This window comes from Pseudomonas sp. B21-028, from assembly GCF_024749045.1.
Taxonomy (GTDB): Bacteria; Pseudomonadota; Gammaproteobacteria; order Pseudomonadales; family Pseudomonadaceae; genus Aquipseudomonas.
In genome coordinates, this window is sequence record NZ_CP087184.1 from 3,500,324 (window position 1) to 3,519,325 (window position 19,002).

Genomic DNA, 19,002 nt, shown 5'->3' on the forward strand with positions numbered 1-19,002 from the left:
ACCCATGAGCAAACGCATCAACTGGAGCGGCGTATTCCCCGCCGTCACCACCCAATTCAACGATGACTTTTCCATCAACCTGGACAAGACCCATGAGGTCATTTCCAACGTCATCCGTGACGGCGTCTCGGGCCTGGTGGTCTGCGGTTCGGTGGGGGAAAACACCTCGTTGAGCGCCGAAGAAAAAATCGCCGTGACCGAAGTCGCGGTGGACGCCTCCCGGGGCCGGGTGCCGGTGATCTGCGGCGTGGCCGAATTCACCAGCGTGCAGGCGGCCAAGGTCGCCAATGCGGTGCGCAAGGTCGGCGTCGACGGCGTGATGCTGATGCCGGCACTGGTCTACAGTTCCAAGCCGTTCGAAACCGCCGAGCACTTTCGCTACGTAGCCCGGCATGCCGACGTGCCGCTGATGGTTTACAACAACCCACCGATCTACAAAAACGACGTGACCCCGGACATCCTGATTTCCCTGGCCGATTGCGACAACGTGGTGTGCTTCAAGGACTCCTCCGGCGACACCCGGCGCTTCATCGACGTGCGCAATGAAGTAGGTGATCGCTTTGTCCTGTTCGCGGGCCTTGACGACGTGGTACTGGAAAGCCTCGCCGTGGGTGCCGAAGGCTGGGTCTCGGGCATGTCCAACGTGTTCCCGAAGGAAGGCGAAACCATCTTCCGCCTGGCCCGCGATGGCCGTTTTGCCGAAGCGATGCCGATCTATGAGTGGCTGATGCCGATCCTGCACCTCGACGCCCGCGCCGACCTGGTGCAATGCATCAAGCTGTGCGAAGCCATCGCCGGCCGCGGCAGCGCCCTCACCCGCCCACCACGCCTGGCTCTGCCGGAAGAAGACCGGGTGTATGTGGAACAGATCATGGCCAAGGCCCTGGCGAATCGCCCGGTGTTGCCGGATGTGGGGCTCTGACCCGAGGCCAATGAAGTCCCCTGTGGGAGTGAGCCTGCTCGCGATAGCGGTCTGTCTGGAACGGCTATGCTGAATGTACCGCCGTCATCGCGAGCAGGCTCGCTCCCACACTGACCGAGGTATATGGAGGACTATCAGCCAGCACATAAACCCACTGTGGGAGCGAGCCTGCTCGCGATAGCGGTCTGTCTGGAACGGCTATGCTGGATGTACCGCCGTCATCGCGAGCAGGCTCGCTCCCACAAGGAAGGCTTCCCATGAACTATTTCCTGGCCCAGGCCCTGAACAACCAATGGGCCAACCACCGGTTGCTCAGCACTTGCGCGCAGTTGAGCGAGGACGAATACCTGACGCGCCGCACCGGGTTCTTTCCGTCCATACAAGCCACGCTCTGCCATATCCTGGAGGTGGATCGCTATTACCTCACCGCCCTGGAAGGCGATCGTGACGGTCAGATCAAGGATTTCTCCGAAACCCTGGTCTTTGCCGACCTGGTGCAAAACCAGGCCCGCACCGACCGGCGATTGGTGGCGTTCTGCGAATCCCTGCGGGAGAAAGACCTCGCCCGGTCCGTCGAGCTGGTACGCGCCGACGGTGCGGTGGTGCCCGAGCGTATCGACCGGTTGCTGCTGCACCTGTTCGAACACCAGATTCACCACCGTGGCCAGGTCCACACGATGCTCAGCGACACCGACCTCGAGCCGCCACAGCTCGACGAGTTTTTCCTCGACTGCGACCGCAAGTTCCGGCAAACGGAAGAACAGCAGTTGCAGCTCGACGAAGGCCGTGTCTGGCGGGCCTATCAGCCGGATTGAATCCAAGGCATAAAAAATGCGATGGCCGCCGCCGGCCATCGCCAATCGCCCACATCAGGAAAAATCAGGTCCGCGCCGGTGACACGATGATCTTCACGTTGTGCTCCTTGTTGTTGACCAGCTCCTCGAAGCCCTGCCCGACAATCTGTTCCAGCTGGATGCGCCCGGTCACCAGTGGCGAGATGTCCAGGCGGCCATCGGCGATGAACGCGATGACGTCGGCAAACTCGCCGTTGTAGGCCAGCGCGCCGAGCACCTGTTTCTCGGTGGATACCAACTCGAAGAAGTTGAATTCGCTCGGCTCCTCGAAAATCCCCACCAGCACGCATTTGCCGGCCTTGCGGATCAGGTCGATGGCGAGCTTGGCGGTGTGCTTGTTGCCGATGCACTCGAAGCTGACATCGGCGCCCAGCCCACCGGTCAGGCGACGCACTTCGGCCAGCGCATCGCACTGGTTGGGATCGATGACATGAGTGGCGCCGACTTCCAGGGCCTTGGCCTTGCGTGCCCCGGACATCTCCAGGGCAATCACCTGGGCCGCCCCGGCGGCCTTGGCACACATGATGGTGCACAGGCCGATGGTCCCGGCGCCGACCACCACGACGTTCTGACCCAGCAGGCTGACGGCCTTCTTGACCGCGTGCATGCCCACCGCCAACGGCTCGATCAACGCGCCGGCCTCGGAAGGAAAACCGGCAGGCAACTTGTAGAGCAAATTGGCCGGCACATTGACCAGCTCCGCGAACGCGCCATTGTTCATCAGGCCGGTGAACGCCAGGTTCTCGCAGATGTTGTAGAGCCCGTGGGTGCAGTAGTAGCAGGTCCCGCAGTGCTGGCAGGCATCCGCCGCCACCGGCTCGCCAACGCTGAAGCCCTCTACCCCGGCCCCCAGTTCGACGATTTCGCCGCAAAACTCGTGGCCGAGGATGCACTGGCCCTTGATACCGGTCAGCGGGTGTGGCGCGTCCACCGGAATGAACACCGGTCCGGCCACGTATTCATGCAGGTCGGAGCCGCAGATGCCGCACCACTGCACGCGGATCTGCACCCAGCCGGCGGGCGGCGAAACGGGCAACGGTACGTCTTCGACGCGGATATCGTTACGGCCATGCCAGACGGCGGCGCGCATGCTGCGGGTAGGCTTGATTGAAGCGTTCATAGCGTTTCTCCAGAATGCTGGGGGGCGACGACTCGCTCGTCGCCCGTTCGATCAGTGCTGTTCAATGAACTCAAGGATCAATCGATTGACCTGCTCGGCCGCTTCCATCTGCACCATGTGGCCCTGGCCGGCCAGCACCTCGACCTGGGCGTCCAGCCCTTCGCCATGGGTCGCCGGGATGATCGCGTCGTCACTGCCCCAGATCACCAGGGTCGGCACGTGACCGGCCTGCACCACTTCGCGCAAGTCCACCTGTTGGCGACCCTCGGCGAACAAGGTCGCCGACAGCTGCTTTAACGCTGTCTCCACGCCCTCCAGGCGCTTGTACTTGAGCATGTCGTCGAGCATCTGGCGGTTGACCAGCTCGGCATTGGAGAACAACTGCACCAATTGCGGCTTGAGCGCGTTGCGGTTGGAGGCCTCGACAAAGCCTTGCAGGTAGCCGTCGTTGATCTCAGGGCCGAGGCCGGCGCTGCCGATCAGCGTCAGGGAACGCACCCGCTGTGGCATCAAGCGTGCGGTGTTCAGCGACACGGCACCGCCCATGGAATGCCCCACCAGGTGCGCGACGCTGATGTCCAGGTGATCGAGCAAGGCCAGCACCGCGCCGCTCAGCTCGTCCAGGTCACCCCGTTGCAGAGCCTTGCCGGACTCGCCATGGCCCGGCAGGTCCAGGGCAATCACCCGGCGGCCGGCCGCCAGGGCCTCATGGTTGAACAGCCAGTTGTTCAGGTCCCCGCCAAAACCGTGGACCAACACCAAGGGCATGCCGCCTTCGCCGCGTTCAAAGTAGCGGATCACCCGGCCGTCCAGCTCGACCTTCTGCGGTTTCGCGCCGGTGTCTTCATCGCCGGTGTCACCCGGCACGAAACTGGACTGGAACTGCTCGATGACCGCATCGATCTCGGCGTCGCTGGCCTCGCCTTCGACAACAATGCCCAGCAACGCGCCGACCGCCAGGGTTTCGTCCTGCCGCGCGATCTGCCGACGCAACACGCCGGAGAACGGCGCTTCGACGCTGCTGGAGATCTTGTCGGTCTCCACGTCCAGCACGTCGTCGCCCTTGGTAATGGCCTGGCCCTCCTCCTTGAGCCAGGCATCGACCCGGCCTTCAGTCATCGACAGGCCCCACTTGGGCATGGTCAGGGTATGAATCTGGCTCATCAGCGCTTGCTCCACTCGATCACGTTGAGCACGGCTTGTTCGATCTTCGCCGCGTCAGGGATGTACAGATCTTCCAGGGAATCGGAGAACGGCACCGGCGTGTGCGGCGCGGTGACCATCTCGATCGGCGCCTTGAGCGCGCCGAAGGCTTTCTGCGCAACCAGCGCCGAGACATCGGTGGCCATGGAGCAGCGTGGGTTGGCCTCATCGATGACCACCAGGCGCCCGGTCTTCTCCACGCTTTCGAGGATGCTGTCCTCGTCCATCGGGCTGGTGGTGCGCAGGTCGATGACCTCGCAATCGATACCGCGCCCGGCCAGGCTGCGCGCCGCCTCCATGGCGGTGTTGACCATGCGGCCGTAGGACACCAGGGTCACGTCCTTGCCGTCGCGCAGGAAGTTGGCCTCGCCGAACGGGATGGTGTAGAGCTCTTCGGGCACCTCGCCCTGCATGCCGTACAGCAATTTGTGCTCGCAGAAGATCACCGGATCGTTGTCGCGGATCGCCTGGATCAGTAAGCCCTTGGCATCGTAGGGCGACGACGGGCACACCACCTTCAGCCCGGGGATATGTGTCCACAAGGACGTGAGCATCTGTGAATGCTGGGCCGCGGCGCGCAGGCCGGCACCGACCATGGTGCGGATCACCAAAGGTGTGGAGGCCTTGCCACCGAACATGTAGCGAAACTTCGCCGCCTGGTTGAGGATCTGGTCCAGGCAGCAGCCGGCGAAGTCGACGAACATCAGTTCGCAGACCGGGCGCACGCCACAGGTCGCAGCCCCAACCGCTGCGCCGACGTAACCGATTTCCGACAACGGGGTGTCGAGCACACGACCGGGGAACTGATCGTAGAGGCCCTTGGTGACGCCAAGCACACCGCCCCAGGCGTCGTTCTCACCGGGCGCGCCGGCGCCACCGGCCACGTCCTCGCCCATGATGAATACGCTGGTATCGCGGCGCATTTCCTGGGCCAGGGCTTCGTTGATTGCCTGCTGATAGCTGATTTTTCTCGCCATGATGGAGTTCTCTGTTCTTGTTTTATAAGGGGCGTTCAGGGGTAGGAGACGTAGACGTCAGTGAGCAGGTCCGCCGCCGCAGGCTTGGGATCGGACTTGGCCTTGCGCACCGCGTTGTCGATCAGCAGTTCCACTTCCCGGTCGACCTGGTCCAGTTGCTCGGTCGAAAGCAATCCGGCCCGGGTGGTGCGCTCGCGGAACTGCATCAGGCAGTCCTGGTTTTCACGGAAGTGCTTGACCTCATCCGGTGCCCGATACGTCTGGGCATCGCCCTCGAAATGGCCGTAATAGCGGGTCAGCTTGACCTCGATCAGCGATGGTCCCTCCCCGGCCCGGGCGCGCTCGATGGCCGCCCCGGCGGCTTCGTGGACGGCGAAGAAATCAAAACCGTCCACCGTCACCCCCGGCATGCCGAACCCGGCGGCGCGGTCGGCGATGTGATCGCACGCCACCGACCAATTGGAGGCCGTGGCCTCGGCGTAGCCGTTGTTCTCGGCGATGAACAGGCACGGCAGGTTCCACACCGAAGCCATGTTCATCGCCTCGAATACCGCGCCTTCGTTGGAGCCGCCGTCGCCGAAGAACACCACCGCGACGCTGTCGGTGCCCTTGAGCCGGGCTGCCAGCGCCGCACCGACCACCAGCGGCGCACCTGCCCCGACAATGCCGTTGGCGCCAAGCATGCCCTTCTCGAAATCGGCGATGTGCATGGAGCCGCCCTTGCCTTGGCAGACCCCGGTTTTCTTACCGTAGATTTCCGCCATCATTCCGTAGACATCCACGCCTTTGGCGATGCAGTGGCCGTGGCCACGGTGGTTGGAGGCTATGCAGTCGTCATCGCCCAAGTGGGCCATGACCCCGGCGGCCGATGCCTCTTCGCCGGCATACAAGTGGACGAAACCGGGAATCTCGCCGGTGGCGAATTCCACGTGCAGGCGCTCTTCGAACGCGCGGATGGTGCGCATCACCTGGTAGGCGTGCAGCAGTTGATCGTGGGTGAGCGGTGTCGACATTTTTTATTCTCCAGGAGTGTCTTGAAGACTGACTTTCAGGTTCAGGGGGTGTTGCGGATGTTCGCGGTCGATGCCCAGCAAGCGCTGCTGCGCGGCGTAGGCCAGCACCGCGTCGACATCGATGCTCAGCGGGCCGCCGGCATCGAGGGTGACCGTGGGACGGTCCTGCGGGTTGAATTCGATTTCCCGTTCGCCATCCAGGGCCAACGTGCCACTGGACAGCGCCAACGGGTGGGCCACGCCTGGCTCCAGGCGGCCGGCCGCGAGCACGCCGCAGCCCTGCAACAGGCCTGGAGCCAGCGGCACCAGCAGCGCTTCGGGCGATTGCGGGTCCAGGCGCATCCAGGCCCCGCCTGGCTCCTGCCGCGTCACCGGCAGCCACAAGCCACACAACGCGGAAAGGCCGATGGATTGCGGCTCGGCAAAGGTCACGAAGACTTCGGCCAGATCCGCCGCCCGGCTGATGGCTCGGGCGCCGACGAAGCGCAGCGGCGACACGGCGACGTCCACCAGGGCGATTTCCCGCAGGCCGCGACGGGCCTCGCACACCAGCAAGCGCTTGTTGCGCCGCAAGCCGATCTGCCCGGGGATCCGGCCGCTGGCGTACAACCCGCCGGCAAGCCCTGCCGTGGTGGCCTCGCGCAGCTCGGGGAAGGCGTTGTTGGTACCGGTGGACAGGGTCAGCAACGGGATATCGCCCACTTCGGCGGCCACGGCCTTGTGGGTGCCGTCGCCGCCGAGCACGGCGATCAGCGCCACCTCGCGCTCGGCCATCAGGCGTGCGGCCCTGCGAGTGTCTTCGACGGTCTGGCGCAAGGTCAGGTCGAGAAACTCCAGGGCCGGCCAATGACTGTCGCGCGCCTGGCGGCTGTGGCTGTTCTTCAGCACGGCGGCGGCGATGCCGGTCATGTCGGTGGGCATCAGCACCTGTTCGATGCCAGTGGCGCCGAAAGCCGCCAGCAAGCGCTGGATCACCGAGACCTTGTCGGTGCTGGAAAACAGTCCGGCGTTGGCGGTCAGGCGGCGCACGTCGCGCCCCGAAGCAGGGTTGGCGATGATGCCTACCGTCAGGGGGCGGCGACTCATGGCGCCACCGCGGACGTGACGGGCAAATGACCAGGGCAGGAAGACATGGCGTACCTCGTTTTTATTATTGGAAGACCCGTCGTGCGGGCCCAGGGCATAGAGCAAGGGCGGTGCCAGTTGCAGAAAAGAACCAGCGGATGCCCGAGCCAGAGCCCTCGAAGCGAGATAAACCACGAACCGGGACAAGGCCTTGTGAGACGCCACATGTCAGCCTGCACGAGCCGTTGGCGAGACCGTGAGACGTGGCGTCTCACGCCGGCGACCAATTCCGCCAAGCTTGTCTGGGCTCGGCGAACGGCGCTTAATGGGCGCACAACGATAAGAAGCTGAACCGGAGGCCAGTCATGCTTTCCGCTCACTCCCGGGCCCATGTGGATTGCGTCAGCCGCGTCGTGAAGAACGCGGACCAATTGCCGCAGTTGCCCGTCCCGGACCTGATCCTCGACTCCTGGCGTCGCTCCATGGAGCAACATCACCTCGACCCCGGCTCGCTACAGGGCCCGCGCATCCTCTCCGAGGACGTGCTCAAGCAATGTCGCGAGCGCTCCGAGCTGTTCCTCAATATCGCCAGCGAAGAGGTGGCGCGCCTCCATGGTCGGGTACGGGATGCCGACTACTGTGTGCTGCTGACCGATGCCCAGGGCCAGACCATCGACTACCGAGTCGAAACCGCCATACGCAATGACTGTCGCAAGGCCGGGCTTTACCTGGGCACCTGCTGGTCGGAGGGCGAGGAAGGCACTTGCGGCGTGGCGGCGGTGCTCACGGCCAAGGCGCCGGTGACAGTGCACAAGCGCGATCACTTCCGCGCCGCGTTCATTGGCCTGACCTGCTCCGCCGCGCCAGTCTTCGACCCCCAGGGGGAACTGCTCGGGGTGTTGGACGTGTCGGCGGTCCGCTCGCCGGATGAGCGCCGCTCGCAGCACCTGATCCGTCAGATGGTGGTGCAGAGCGCCCGTGAAATCGAACAGGCATTCTTCATGAGCAGCGCCCAGGGCTATTGGGTGCTGCGGGCCCATCGCAACGCCGGCTACGTCGACAGCCAGCCCGATTATCTGTTCGCCTGGGACGACGATGGCTGCCTTCAAGCCCTGAACCCCGCCGCACGCCAGTACCTGCTGCAGCAGTACGGCCAGGTGCCGCAGCACATCAGCCAGGTCTTCGATCAGCAATGGTTGCACCGTGCCCGGGATGAGAGCCTTTACCCCTTCAGCCGCCAGGGTAGCGAGCCGTCCCTGCACGGCCGCTTGAGCGCGCCACGGCAGCGGGCGCAGCCGCGTACGCGGGTGGCGATGGCGCCGGTCGACGTCGATCCACGCCTGGCCGACAGCCTGCGCCTGGCGGTGCGGGTCAAGGATCGCAACCTGCCGGTGTTGATCCAGGGCGAAACCGGCTCAGGCAAAGAGGTGTTCGCCCGCCAGTTGCACCAGGCCAGCCAGCGCCGTGAGCGTCCTTTCGTCGCGCTGAACTGCGCCGCGATTCCTGAAAGCCTGATCGAGAGCGAGTTGTTCGGCTACGTGGCCGGGGCCTTCACCGGCGCCTCGGCCAAGGGCATGCAGGGCCTGTTGCAACAGGCCGACGGCGGCACGCTGTTCCTGGACGAAATCGGTGACATGCCGCTGGCCTTGCAGACGCGCCTGTTGCGGGTGCTGGCGGAGGGGGAAGTGGCGCCTCTGGGTGCGTCGCGCCGCAAAGCCGTGGACATCCAGGTGATCTGCGCCACCCACCGCGACCTGGAAGCCCTGGTCGGCGCCGGCGAGTTTCGCGAGGACCTGTATTTCCGCCTGGGCGGCGCCCGCTTCCAGCTGCCGCCGCTGCGCGAGCGCAGTGACCGGCTGACACTGATCAACCGCATCCTCGAAGAAGAGTCGGCCCGCTGCGGCGGCGCCGTGCAATTGAGCAGCGCGGCCCTGGAATGCCTGCTCGGCTACCACTGGCCGGGCAATGTCCGCCAGTTGCGCCATGTGCTGCGCTACGCCTGTGCGGTATGCGAGAGCCGGGTGATCCAGCGCGCTCACCTGCCCGAGTCGTTGCACGGCTCGCCCGTCGCTGCCCTTGCCCCTGAGCCCAGCGCCAGCCCGGAACGCCAGGCCCTGCTCGATGCCCTCGTGCGCCATCGCTGGAAACCCACCGCGACCGCCCGGGCCCTGGGCATTTCCCGGGCCACCCTGTACCGAAGGGTCCATCAGCACGGCATCGACATGCCTGGCCGAAGCCCGGCATGAACGGAATCGGCTAGGCTCTGTACGAAAAGTCTTGAGACGAAGGTCAGGCAAGACGAAAACAGCCGAGGAACGCCTGGGGTCGCGTCCGACTGTACTGAAGTACATGAGCATTCCGAGGCTGTTTTCAACGCAGCATGAACGAGTATCAAGGCTTTTCGTACAGAACCTAGCGGCGCGCCAACTCGTGACGCACGCACTGCTCATAGTAGGTCTGCTTGACTGCGGCGGGCTTGAGGCGGGAGGCGCTGTCGTAGGTCTGTTCGGTGATACCCAGGGCGGTCATGCGCATCCAAGGCCGGGGAAATTTGCGCACTTGCAGCTTTTTTCGGGCGCCGTACAGGGACACACCGGAAAGCTTGGAGGCTTGTGCGCCTGCCGCAATTTCCGCCCCCCAACGGCATACGGACTGCTGGTTTTGCGTCAGCGCCCGGGCCTGGGTGTCGAGCGAGACGCTGGCCAGGAGAGTTGTCGCCACGACCCACATGGCCGCGCCCCACATAGAAAATCGCATAGGTTTGTCGTCCAACTTTATGAAATAAAAGAAGTTTGACAACCTTCAAACAAACGAGGGGCCAGTACTCGACTGGCCCTTCGCCACAGCTTTACTGGCTCACCTTGGCCTCCTGCAGCAATTGTTGGATCACTTGCTCCTGCTCGCCGTAGCGGCCTTCACCGAAGTGGCTGTAGCGCACCTGCCCCTTGGCATCGATGAAATAGTGCGCCGGCCAGTACTGGTTGTTGAAGGCGCGCCAGATCGCGTACTGGTTGTCGATGGCCACCGGGTAGTTGATGTCCAGCTTGCGAACCTGCTGGCGCACGTTGTCGATGATCTTCTCGTAGCCGTATTCCGGGGTGTGGACGCCAATCACCACCAACCCGTCCTTCTCATATTTCTTGGCCCAGTCGTTCACGTGGGGCAGCGTGTGCTGGCAATTGATGCAGTCGTAGGTCCAGAAATCCACCAGCACCACCTTGCCCTTCAGCGATTCACTGCTCAGCGGCGGTGAGTTCAGCCATTGCACCGCACCGTCCAGCGAGGGCATGGCGCCGTGGGACTCGAGGTTCGGCATCGGGTTGGCGCTGGCCTTGCTGATCACATAGTCGATTGCCTGGGGAACCTTTTTCAGCACGCTCTGTTCCAGGCTCGCGGCCCCTTGGGAAGAGGTACTGGCCAACAGTCGATCATCGGCGCCGGTACCGATCGCCACGGCGGCCAGCAACACCACCACACCGCTGCCACGACGCAGCCAGGCGGTCACCGGCAGCGAAAGCTTCAGCCGTGCGGCCAAACCACGTCCGGCGAAGATCAGGGTCCCCAGTGACAAGGCACTGCCCAGGCCGTAGGCCAGCAGCAACAGGCTGGTCCCGGCGCTCGCGCCCTGCAGCATGGCTCCGGTCAGGATCACACCGAGTATCGGTCCGGCACAGGGCGCCCAGAGCAACCCGGTGGCGACGCCGATCAACACCGATGCCAACGGCCCACCCAGTCGCCCGGCGCCCGCATCGACGCGATTGCCCAGGCTGACCAATGGCCGCGCCAACCAGGTGCCAACCCGGCTGAAGATCAGCGACAAGGCGAACAGCACCATCACGCCCAGGGCGACTTGCCGACCCACGCTGCTGGCACGCAGTACCCAGTCGCTGCTGACCACCGCCAGGCTCGATACCAGGGCGAACGTCAGCACCATGCCGCCGAGGGTCAGCAACATCGAACCGGGGGTACGATTGGCCCGGGCGAACAAAAACGGCACCACGGGGAGAATACAAGGGCTGAGGATCGTCAGGATCCCGCCGAGGAAAGCGATCAGAAGCATGGCATCACCTCATGGGCAGTCAGGCCGTTTCGGGCCATTCAGCAAATATTTATCGATTAAAAACAGTTAGTTATTAATCATTATTAATGTTTAACATCAATTATCGTTATTGCAGTGGTCAGCCAACTTGCGGTATTCCAGTGCTTGGTGATGTCCCGCCGAATCCAGGTAGGTCATGTGGGCATTGACCACGCCGCAGGCAGGCCCGGCGTCTTCGGAGAGGGTGAGCACTTTCTGGATGTCCAGGTGGTTGCCGTAGGCGTAGGTCTGCGCCTGGACGTTACTTTCGGCCCGGGCCGACAGGGTGCAGATGTTCAGTGCGGCGAAAAGGCAGGCGGCGTAGATGGCTTTGGTGTTCATGGCGATGTCCTCGATTCATTCAATGAGTGTGTTTGCTGTCGAGGCCGGGTGTGTTGCCTCGTTGGATGCCATTGAATGCCCCTGAGGTATCGCGCCTGTATCGAGCCAGGGGCTTTTTGCATCGCTGTGTATCCGCCGGGCGCCAGATACACTGCAATACAAACCGTCGTGAGCCGGATCCGCCGGCCCCTGTATTCTGATCACAACGAAACGCCAAGAGGGCTGGACACCATGGATCATGTCGATCACGTGTTGATAGTGGATGACGATCGCGAAATCAGAGAACTGGTGGGCAACTACCTGAAGAAAAACGGCCTGCGCACTACCGTCGTCGCCGATGGCCGGCAGATGCGCGCCTTTCTGGAAACCACGCCGGTGGACCTGATCGTGCTGGACCTGATGATGCCGGGCGATGACGGCCTGGTCCTGTGCCGGGAACTGCGCGCCGGCAAGCACAAGGCCACGCCGGTGCTGATGCTCACCGCCCGCAACGACGAAACCGACCGCATCATTGGCCTGGAAATGGGCGCCGACGATTATCTGGTCAAACCCTTCGCCGCCCGTGAGCTGCTGGCCCGGATCAACGCGGTGTTGCGCCGCACCCGCATGCTGCCGCCCAACCTGGTGGTCACCGAAAGCGGCCGCCTGCTGGCGTTCGGTCGCTGGCGCCTGGACACCACGGCGCGACACCTGCTGGACAGCGACGGCACCATGGTTGCCCTGAGCGGCGCGGAATACCGGCTGTTGCGGGTGTTCCTCGACCATCCGCAGCGGGTGCTCAACCGCGACCAGTTGCTGAACCTGACCCAGGGCCGGGACGCCGATCTGTTCGATCGCTCCATCGACCTGCTGGTCAGCCGCCTGCGCCAGCGTCTGCTGGATGACGCTCGCGAGCCGGCCTACATCAAGACCGTGCGCAGCGAAGGCTATGTCTTCTCCTTGCCGGTGGAAATTCTCGAGGCGTCGACATGAGTCTGCCGCTACGGTGGCCGCGCACCCTCGCCTCGCGGCTGTCGCTGATTTTCCTGATCGGCCTGATCCTGGCCCAGGGTTTGTCGTTCGGCGCCCAATACTACGAGCGCTACCAGACGGCCAAGTCCACCATGCTCGGCAACCTGGAAACCGATGTCTCGACTTCCGTCGCCATCCTGGACCGCCTGCCCGCCGCCGAACGCCCGGCCTGGTTGCCCAAGCTCACCCGGCGCAACTACGGTTACCTGCTGAACGAAGGGCAACCCGGCCAGCCGATAGCCCGTGACGACGCGCCGATCTCGGTGAGTTCGATCGAGGACGCCATCGGCCAGGCCTATCCCCTGACCTTTATCGACATTCCGGGCCCGCAGAAGCATTACCAGGCGCACCTGCGCCTGAGCGACGGCAGCCCGCTGACCATCGACGTCCGGCCAGCCATGATGCCCCTGTCCCCTTGGTTGCCGGTGGTGTTGCTGGGGCAGTTGGCGTTGCTGATCGGCTGTACCTGGCTGGCCGTGCGCATCGCCGTCGGCCCGCTGACCCGGCTGGCCCAGGCCGTGGAAACCCTCGACCCGAATGTCCACAGCGTACGCCTGGATGAACAAGGCCCGACCGAAGTAGTCCATGCCGCCAAGGCATTCAACGCCATGCAGGACCGCATCGCCGCCTATCTCAAGGAGCGCATGCAGTTGCTGGCGGCGATCTCCCATGATCTGCAAACCCCCATCACCCGCATGAAGCTGCGGGCGGAATTCATGGATGAGGGCATTGAGAAGGACAAACTCTGGAGCGACTTGGGTGAAATGGAACACCTTGTGCGCGAAGGCGTGGCCTATGCCCGCAGCATCCACGGCGCCACCGAGGCCAGCTGCCGCATCAGTCTGGATGCGTTTCTCGACAGCCTGGTGTTCGACTACCAGGACACCGGACAGGATGTGCAGTTGTCCGGAAAGAACGCCGCCGTCATCGACACCCGCCCCCATGCCTTGCGCCGGGTGCTGGTGAACCTGGTGGACAACGCGCTGAAATTCGGTGGTGCGGCCCGGATCGAGGTGCAGGCCGAGAACGATGGCCAACTGGCGATCCAGGTCCTGGACCGCGGCCCCGGCATCAACGAGCAGGAACTGGCCGAAGTGCTCAAACCGTTCTACCGGGTGGAAAGCTCGCGCAACCGTGAAACCGGTGGGACCGGGCTGGGACTGGCCATCGCCCAGCAACTGGCGACGGCCATGGGCGGCTCACTGACCTTGAGCAACCGCGAAGGCGGCGGCCTATGCGCCGAACTGCGCCTGAACCGCGACACCCCGGTCGGCAGTTGACCCCGGGCTGACCGGCCCACCGCTATCGCGAGCAGGCTCGCTCCCACAGGTTTCCGGGGTGCTCACCCAATCGCGTACACCTTCATCCCCCTGTGGGAGCGAGCCTGCTCGCGATAGCGGTGGCCCAGTTTGCATCAATGCTGGATGTACCGCCGTCTTCGCGGGCAAGCCCGGCTCCCACAGGTTCCCCGGGCGTTCACGGAATCGCGTCCACCACAAATCCCCCTGTGGGAGCGAGCCTGCTCGCGATAGCGGTGGCCCAGTTTGCATCAATGCTGGATGTACCGCCGTCTTCGCGGGCAAGCCCGGCTCCCACAGGTTCCGCGGGCGTTCACGGAATCGCGTCCACCACAAATCCCTCTGTGGGAGCGAGCCTGCTCGCGATAGCGGTGGCTCAGTTTGCATCAATATGCCCGAGACGCCAGCCGGCCATCGCCCCCCTCCGTCGAAAATCGAAACCTTGGAAGACTTGTGTCGGTCCAGTCCTGTGTAGCCACCCAACGCTGCACGCCGCCCCAGGCGGCTGCGGCCCAGCAATGAGGGACAGACATGAGCATGACCGTCGGTGATTTTCTGGTGGAACGCCTTTATGAATGGGGGGTTCGTTGTATCTATGGGTATCCGGGCGATGGCATCAATGGTGTTTTCGGCGCCTTGAACCGTGCCAATGGAAAGATCCGCTTCATCCAGGCACGCCACGAGGAAATGGCCGCATTCATGGCCTGTGCCCACGCCAAATTCACCGGCGAGCTGGGGGTGTGCATCGCCACCTCGGGGCCGGGTGCATCGCACCTGGTGACGGGCCTCTACGACGCTCGGATGGATCACATGCCGGTACTCGCCATCAGCGGCCAGCAGGCCCGTGCCGCCCTTGGCGGGCATTACCAGCAGGAGTTGGACCTGGTCAGCCTGTTCAAGGATGTGGCCGGGGCGTTTGTCCAGCAGGCCAGCACTCCGTCCCAGGTGCGCCATCTGCTTGACCGTGCCGTCCGCACCGCCGTGGGCGAGCGGCGTGTCACCGCGCTGATCCTGCCCAATGACCTGCAGGACATGGAATACACCCCGCCGCCGCGTAAGCACGGCACGATTCACTCCGGCGTCGGCTACCGCAAACCCAGGGTCGTGCCCTACGAAGAAGATCTGCGCCAAGCCGCCGAAGTCCTCAACGCCGGCAAGAAGGTCGCCATCCTCGTGGGCGCCGGTGCGCTGCAGGCAACAGACGAAGTGATCGCCATCGCCGAAAAACTTGGTGCCGGCGTGGCCAAGGCACTGCTGGGCAAAGCCGCGGTACCGGATGACCTGCCCTGGGTCACCGGTTCCATCGGGCTGCTGGGCACCGAACCCAGCGATAACCTGATGGCCGGCTGCGACACGCTGTTGATGATCGGCTCCGGTTTCCCCTATGCCGAATTCCTCCCACCCGAAGGCCAGGCCCGCGGGGTGCAGATCGATATTCAGCCGGACATGCTCAGCCTGCGTTACCCCATGGAGGTCAACCTGCAAGGCGATTGCGCCGACACCCTGCGCGCCCTCCTGCCGCTGATCGAAGAAAAGACCGACCGCGGCTGGCGCAAGAAAATCGAGCACTGGCGCGCAGACTGGGACAAGACCCTGGAGAAACGCGCCTTGGTCTCGGCCAAACCGATCAATCCGCAACGGGTCACGTTCGAGCTGTCACCCCGCTTGCCGGACCGCGCCATCATCACCTGCGACTCGGGCTCCTGCGCCAACTGGTTTGCCCGGGATATCCAGATCCGTCGCGGCATGATGTGCTCGTTGTCGGGTGGCCTGGCGTCCATGGGTGCCGCAGTGCCCTATGCAATTGCGGCAAAGTTCTGTCATCCCCAGCGGCCGGTCATCGCCCTGGTCGGTGACGGCGCGATGCAGATGAACAACATGGCCGAGTTGATCACCGTCGCCAAATACTGGCGCACCTGGGCCAATGGCACGTGGATCTGCGCGGTATTCAATAACCAGGATTTGAATCAGGTGACCTGGGAGCAACGCGTCATGGAGGGTGACCCGAAATTCGAGGCGTCCCAGGACATCCCGGACGTGCCCTATCACCTTTTTGCCGAATCCATTGGCCTAAAGGGCATCCTCGTCGAGCAGGAGGATCAAGTCGCCGCAGCCTGGGAAGAAGCGCTGGCGGCCGAACGTCCGGTTCTGATCGAATTCCGGACCGACCCCGACGTGCCTCCCTTGCCACCTCATATCAAACTGGAACAGGCGAAAAAATTCGCCTCGGCCCTGCTCCAGGGGGATCCGAACGAACGAGGCATCGTGGTGGAGACCGCCAAACAGGTCCTGGGCGCCCTGTTGCCGAGCCATCGCCACGATAAGGAATAAGGACGTCAACGGCAGTCATCACGCACCCGCGCCAATACCTGACCGCTTCATCAAGTTACCGAGTGTCAGGCCAGTTAAGTTAATTGGCCTGGCAGCCGATACAGGGGGCGTGCGGGATATTTCGCGTTTAGCTGATGACTTGTTTATGACTGAAGATGCAGGCAACGACTCCACCGAGCTTTCCCCGGGCAAGCCAACCCGAAGTTTCACCCGACGCACCTTCCCGGCCATCATGCTCCTGCTGTTTGTCATGTCCGCGCTGGCGATTGCCGTGCTGCTTAACATCACCGGAGCCCAGGACAAGCGTGCCTGGGAACAGAGCCTGTTTTTTGCCCAACGGGCCATCGACGGCATCCGCACCGGTATCGGTCGCGACCTGAGCGACTACTCCAAATGGAGCGACGCCTACCGGCATCTGCATGTAAAGGTGGATAAAGCCTGGGCCTACGACCAGGAAAATGTCGGCAGCAGCGTCTATTCGCTCTACGGCTACCAGGCCGTGTTCGTCATTTCCCCCAAGGGCAAAACGGTCTACTCGGTGATCAACGGCGAAATGAGCGACGCCGATGCCAGCACCTGGCTGACGGGAGACCTGCAAGGCCTGGGAAAGACCGCCCGGACAGCGGAAAACCGTGACGAAGTCATCGTCAAGTTGCTGCATCACGACGGCGCGCCCGCATTCGTCGCCGCGTCGGCCATCACCACCGGCACCGACAACAGCGTGCGCGAGATCCCGGGACCGGCCAGCCTGATGCTGTTCGTGAAAGTCCTCGACCCGGCTTCGCTGGAGAATCTGGCCCGGGACTTTGCGCTTCCCGATGCCTATATCGCCCATAAGCCGGGCCCGGACGGAACGGCCGAGTTATCGCTTGGCGACGGCATCCACGAAGCCTTGGCATGGCGACCGTCTACCCCGGGCAACGATTTGCGCAAGGTCTTGCTGCCCTTGCTGGTGCTGGCGCTGCTGATCCTGGGGATCCTGGCCCTCGCCGTGTTGCGCCATGCCCTGATGACGCTTCGCGCCCAGGAACGCCAGTACGACAGCCTGCTGGCACACCGCAAGGCGTTGGAGCGTAGCGAAGAACGCTTCCGCGACATCGCCGAAGTGTCCTCCGACTGGCTCTGGGAAGTCGATTCGGCCGGAACATTGACCTATCTGTCGGAACGCTTCGAGCAAGTGACCGGGTTCAGTCCCGCCGAGTGGCTGGGCAAGCCCCTGCACCAGCTGCTGCACCCTCACGGTGGGTCAATTTCCATTGCCCAGTGGCTGCTCGGCGGCGCCAACAACGCGTCTTCGAACCCGCTGTTGTGCGAGTACACCGCACGCAATCAACGCATACGCACCTGCAAACTCTCGGTCCGGGCCATTGATGCCGGCGCCCTGGGGTTCCGTGGCACCGCCACCGACATCACCGATGAACTGCGGGCACTGGCCCAGATCAAGCACCTCTCCCTGCACGACCCGCTGACCGGGCTGGCCAATCGCAACCGGCTGTTCGATTGCCTCAGTGAGTACATGGACCCGGCCAGCGGCGTGTCGTTGGCCGTGCTGAACCTGGACATGGACCGCTTCAAGCCGGTCAACGACTCCCTGGGTCATGCCGTGGGCGACAAAGTGTTGAAGGAAGTGGCCCATATCCTTCAACAGAACGTGCGCAACTCCGACCTGGTGGCCCGTCTGGGCGGTGATGAGTTTGTCATTGTCATGCCCGAACCAGGCAATGCCCAAGACCTCGATCAACTCTGTGGACGCCTGATCGACTGCATGCAGCGCCCCATGCACCTGGACGGCAACACCCTGTACCTGGGAGTGAGTATTGGCGTGGCCTGGGCGCACCCCGGTGACAGCCGGGCCGATGAACTGTTGCGCCAGGCAGACATCGCCTTGTACGCGGCCAAGGCCGCCGGCCGCAACACCTGGCGCGTCTACGTGGAAGCGATGGGTAACGTGGCCCGCGACCGCCGGCGCTATGCACAGCAACTGCGCGACGCCATGCACCGGGACCAGCTGGAACTGCGCTATCTGCCGCGTTTCGATGTCAACGCCGAGCAGTTGTACGGCTTTGAAGCCCAGACGTTCTGGCACCATCCCGAAAAGGGTGAACTGGGTGGCGCCGACTTCATTCCGGTTGCCGAAGCGTCAGGCCAGCTGGAGGAATTGGGAACCTGGATGCTGATCAATGTCTGCGAGGAAGCGGCGAGCTGGCCAACGCCCGTCAACGTCTCCATCGCGGTGTCGCCGAAATGGTTCGGCAGCAGCTTCTTGCTCAAGCAGGTACAGACGGCACTTGAGACGAGCGACCTGGCTCCCCATCGGCTGGTCCTGGAAGTGGCCGAGGGCATTCTTCTGGTCGATCACAAGACCGTCGCCGATACCTTGCACGCCCTCAAGGACCTGGGGGTGCGGATCAACATCGATAAGTTCGGCACCAACATCGCCTCCCTTCGCGAAGTCTTGAACCAGCCGTTCGACGGCATTCGCTTCGATCGCAATATCCTCTCGCAACTGGGCCTGGAGCATGATCACGAAGGTGTCCTGGCGATGATCCGCCTGAGCCGCAGCGTAGGACTGATGGTCACCGCCGAAGGGATCGAAAACGCCAGGCAATTCAGGCAATTGCGCAACGTCGCCTGCGACCATGTCCAGGGCCCCTATTTCGGCTCGGCACTGGCCCGCTCGGAAATGGCCTCGTTCTTCACCACACCCCGGTGGCTATGAAGTAGCGCCGATAGCCCTTTGTGGGAGCGAGCCTGCTCGCGAAGGCGCCAGCAGCCACCTTCGCCGTCA

General features: G+C 63.5%; 15 protein-coding genes. 7 read left to right on the forward strand and 8 right to left on the reverse strand.

The genetic code is table 11. The annotated features are described in order from the left end of the window. Nucleotides 1-4 precede the first annotated feature (4 nt). Nucleotides 5-922, forward strand: a complete 918-nt coding sequence (locus tag LOY35_RS15205; protein WP_258624380.1) for a dihydrodipicolinate synthase family protein — start codon at nucleotides 5-7, stop codon at nucleotides 920-922. Nucleotides 923-1,179: 257 nt separating this feature from the next. Continuing rightward, nucleotides 1,180-1,737: a DinB family protein gene (locus LOY35_RS15210; RefSeq protein ID WP_258624383.1), complete on the forward strand. Its 558-nt coding sequence runs from the start codon at nucleotides 1,180-1,182 to the stop codon at nucleotides 1,735-1,737. Nucleotides 1,738-1,801: 64 nt separating this feature from the next. Here the strand turns inward: LOY35_RS15210 and LOY35_RS15215 are convergent, their stop codons facing one another. The 5 genes from LOY35_RS15215 to LOY35_RS15235 form a co-directional block, all read right to left on the reverse strand. Next, the gene (locus tag LOY35_RS15215) at nucleotides 1,802-2,866 is read right to left on the reverse strand and encodes a 2,3-butanediol dehydrogenase (protein WP_258633641.1); all 1,065 of its coding nucleotides are present in this window, start codon (nucleotides 2,864-2,866) and stop codon (nucleotides 1,802-1,804) included. 81 nt (nucleotides 2,867-2,947) lie between these two features. Continuing rightward, on the reverse strand, nucleotides 2,948-4,060 hold the full coding sequence (locus LOY35_RS15220; protein ID WP_258624386.1) for an acetoin dehydrogenase dihydrolipoyllysine-residue acetyltransferase subunit: 1,113 nt from the start codon (nucleotides 4,058-4,060) through the stop codon (nucleotides 2,948-2,950). Further along, nucleotides 4,060-5,076 (reverse strand): alpha-ketoacid dehydrogenase subunit beta, encoded by a 1,017-nt coding sequence (locus LOY35_RS15225; protein ID WP_258624389.1) that lies wholly within the window; start codon nucleotides 5,074-5,076, stop codon nucleotides 4,060-4,062. Before LOY35_RS15225 ends, LOY35_RS15220 begins: the two co-directional genes overlap by 1 nt. A gap of 35 nt (nucleotides 5,077-5,111) precedes the next feature. Further along, nucleotides 5,112-6,089: a thiamine pyrophosphate-dependent dehydrogenase E1 component subunit alpha gene (locus LOY35_RS15230; protein ID WP_258624392.1), complete on the reverse strand. Its 978-nt coding sequence runs from the start codon at nucleotides 6,087-6,089 to the stop codon at nucleotides 5,112-5,114. Between the two features lie 3 nt (nucleotides 6,090-6,092). Next, a complete protein-coding gene (locus tag LOY35_RS15235) occupies nucleotides 6,093-7,175 on the reverse strand; it encodes an ATP-NAD kinase family protein (RefSeq protein ID WP_258624395.1) in 1,083 nt (360 codons plus the stop codon). 344 nt (nucleotides 7,176-7,519) lie between these two features. Between LOY35_RS15235 and LOY35_RS15240 the strand changes: the two genes are divergently transcribed. After that, entirely contained in the window at nucleotides 7,520-9,400 is a 1,881-nt protein-coding gene (locus LOY35_RS15240; protein WP_258624397.1) for a sigma-54-dependent Fis family transcriptional regulator, read from the forward strand. Nucleotides 9,401-9,566: 166 nt separating this feature from the next. Here the strand turns inward: LOY35_RS15240 and LOY35_RS15245 are convergent, their stop codons facing one another. The 3 genes from LOY35_RS15245 to LOY35_RS15255 form a co-directional block, all read right to left on the reverse strand. Beyond that, entirely contained in the window at nucleotides 9,567-9,884 is a 318-nt protein-coding gene (locus LOY35_RS15245; protein WP_258633643.1) for a hypothetical protein, read from the reverse strand. Nucleotides 9,885-10,002: 118 nt separating this feature from the next. Continuing rightward, nucleotides 10,003-11,214 (reverse strand): cytochrome c biogenesis protein DipZ, encoded by a 1,212-nt coding sequence (locus tag LOY35_RS15250; protein ID WP_258624398.1) that lies wholly within the window; start codon nucleotides 11,212-11,214, stop codon nucleotides 10,003-10,005. Nucleotides 11,215-11,310: 96 nt separating this feature from the next. After that, nucleotides 11,311-11,574 carry a DUF2790 domain-containing protein gene (locus LOY35_RS15255; protein WP_258624400.1) on the reverse strand — a complete coding sequence of 88 codons (264 nt, stop codon included), beginning with the start codon at nucleotides 11,572-11,574 and terminating at the stop codon, nucleotides 11,311-11,313. A 231-nt stretch (nucleotides 11,575-11,805) separates the two neighbouring features. On the opposite strand from LOY35_RS15255, the gene LOY35_RS15260 reads away from it, so the two are divergent. From LOY35_RS15260 to LOY35_RS15275, 4 genes are all read left to right on the forward strand, one after another. After that, nucleotides 11,806-12,546, forward strand: coding sequence for a response regulator (locus LOY35_RS15260; protein ID WP_258624401.1), 741 nt, complete (start codon nucleotides 11,806-11,808; stop codon nucleotides 12,544-12,546). Then, nucleotides 12,543-13,865: an ATP-binding protein gene (locus LOY35_RS15265; protein ID WP_258624403.1), complete on the forward strand. Its 1,323-nt coding sequence runs from the start codon at nucleotides 12,543-12,545 to the stop codon at nucleotides 13,863-13,865. Before LOY35_RS15260 ends, LOY35_RS15265 begins: the two co-directional genes overlap by 4 nt. 549 nt (nucleotides 13,866-14,414) lie before the next feature. Beyond that, on the forward strand, nucleotides 14,415-16,214 hold the full coding sequence (locus LOY35_RS15270) for a thiamine pyrophosphate-requiring protein (protein WP_258624405.1): 1,800 nt from the start codon (nucleotides 14,415-14,417) through the stop codon (nucleotides 16,212-16,214). A 145-nt stretch (nucleotides 16,215-16,359) separates the two neighbouring features. Continuing rightward, complete coding sequence (locus tag LOY35_RS15275; protein WP_258624407.1) at nucleotides 16,360-18,933, forward strand: EAL domain-containing protein; 2,574 nt, start codon at nucleotides 16,360-16,362, stop codon at nucleotides 18,931-18,933. Nucleotides 18,934-19,002: the final 69 nt, after the last annotated feature.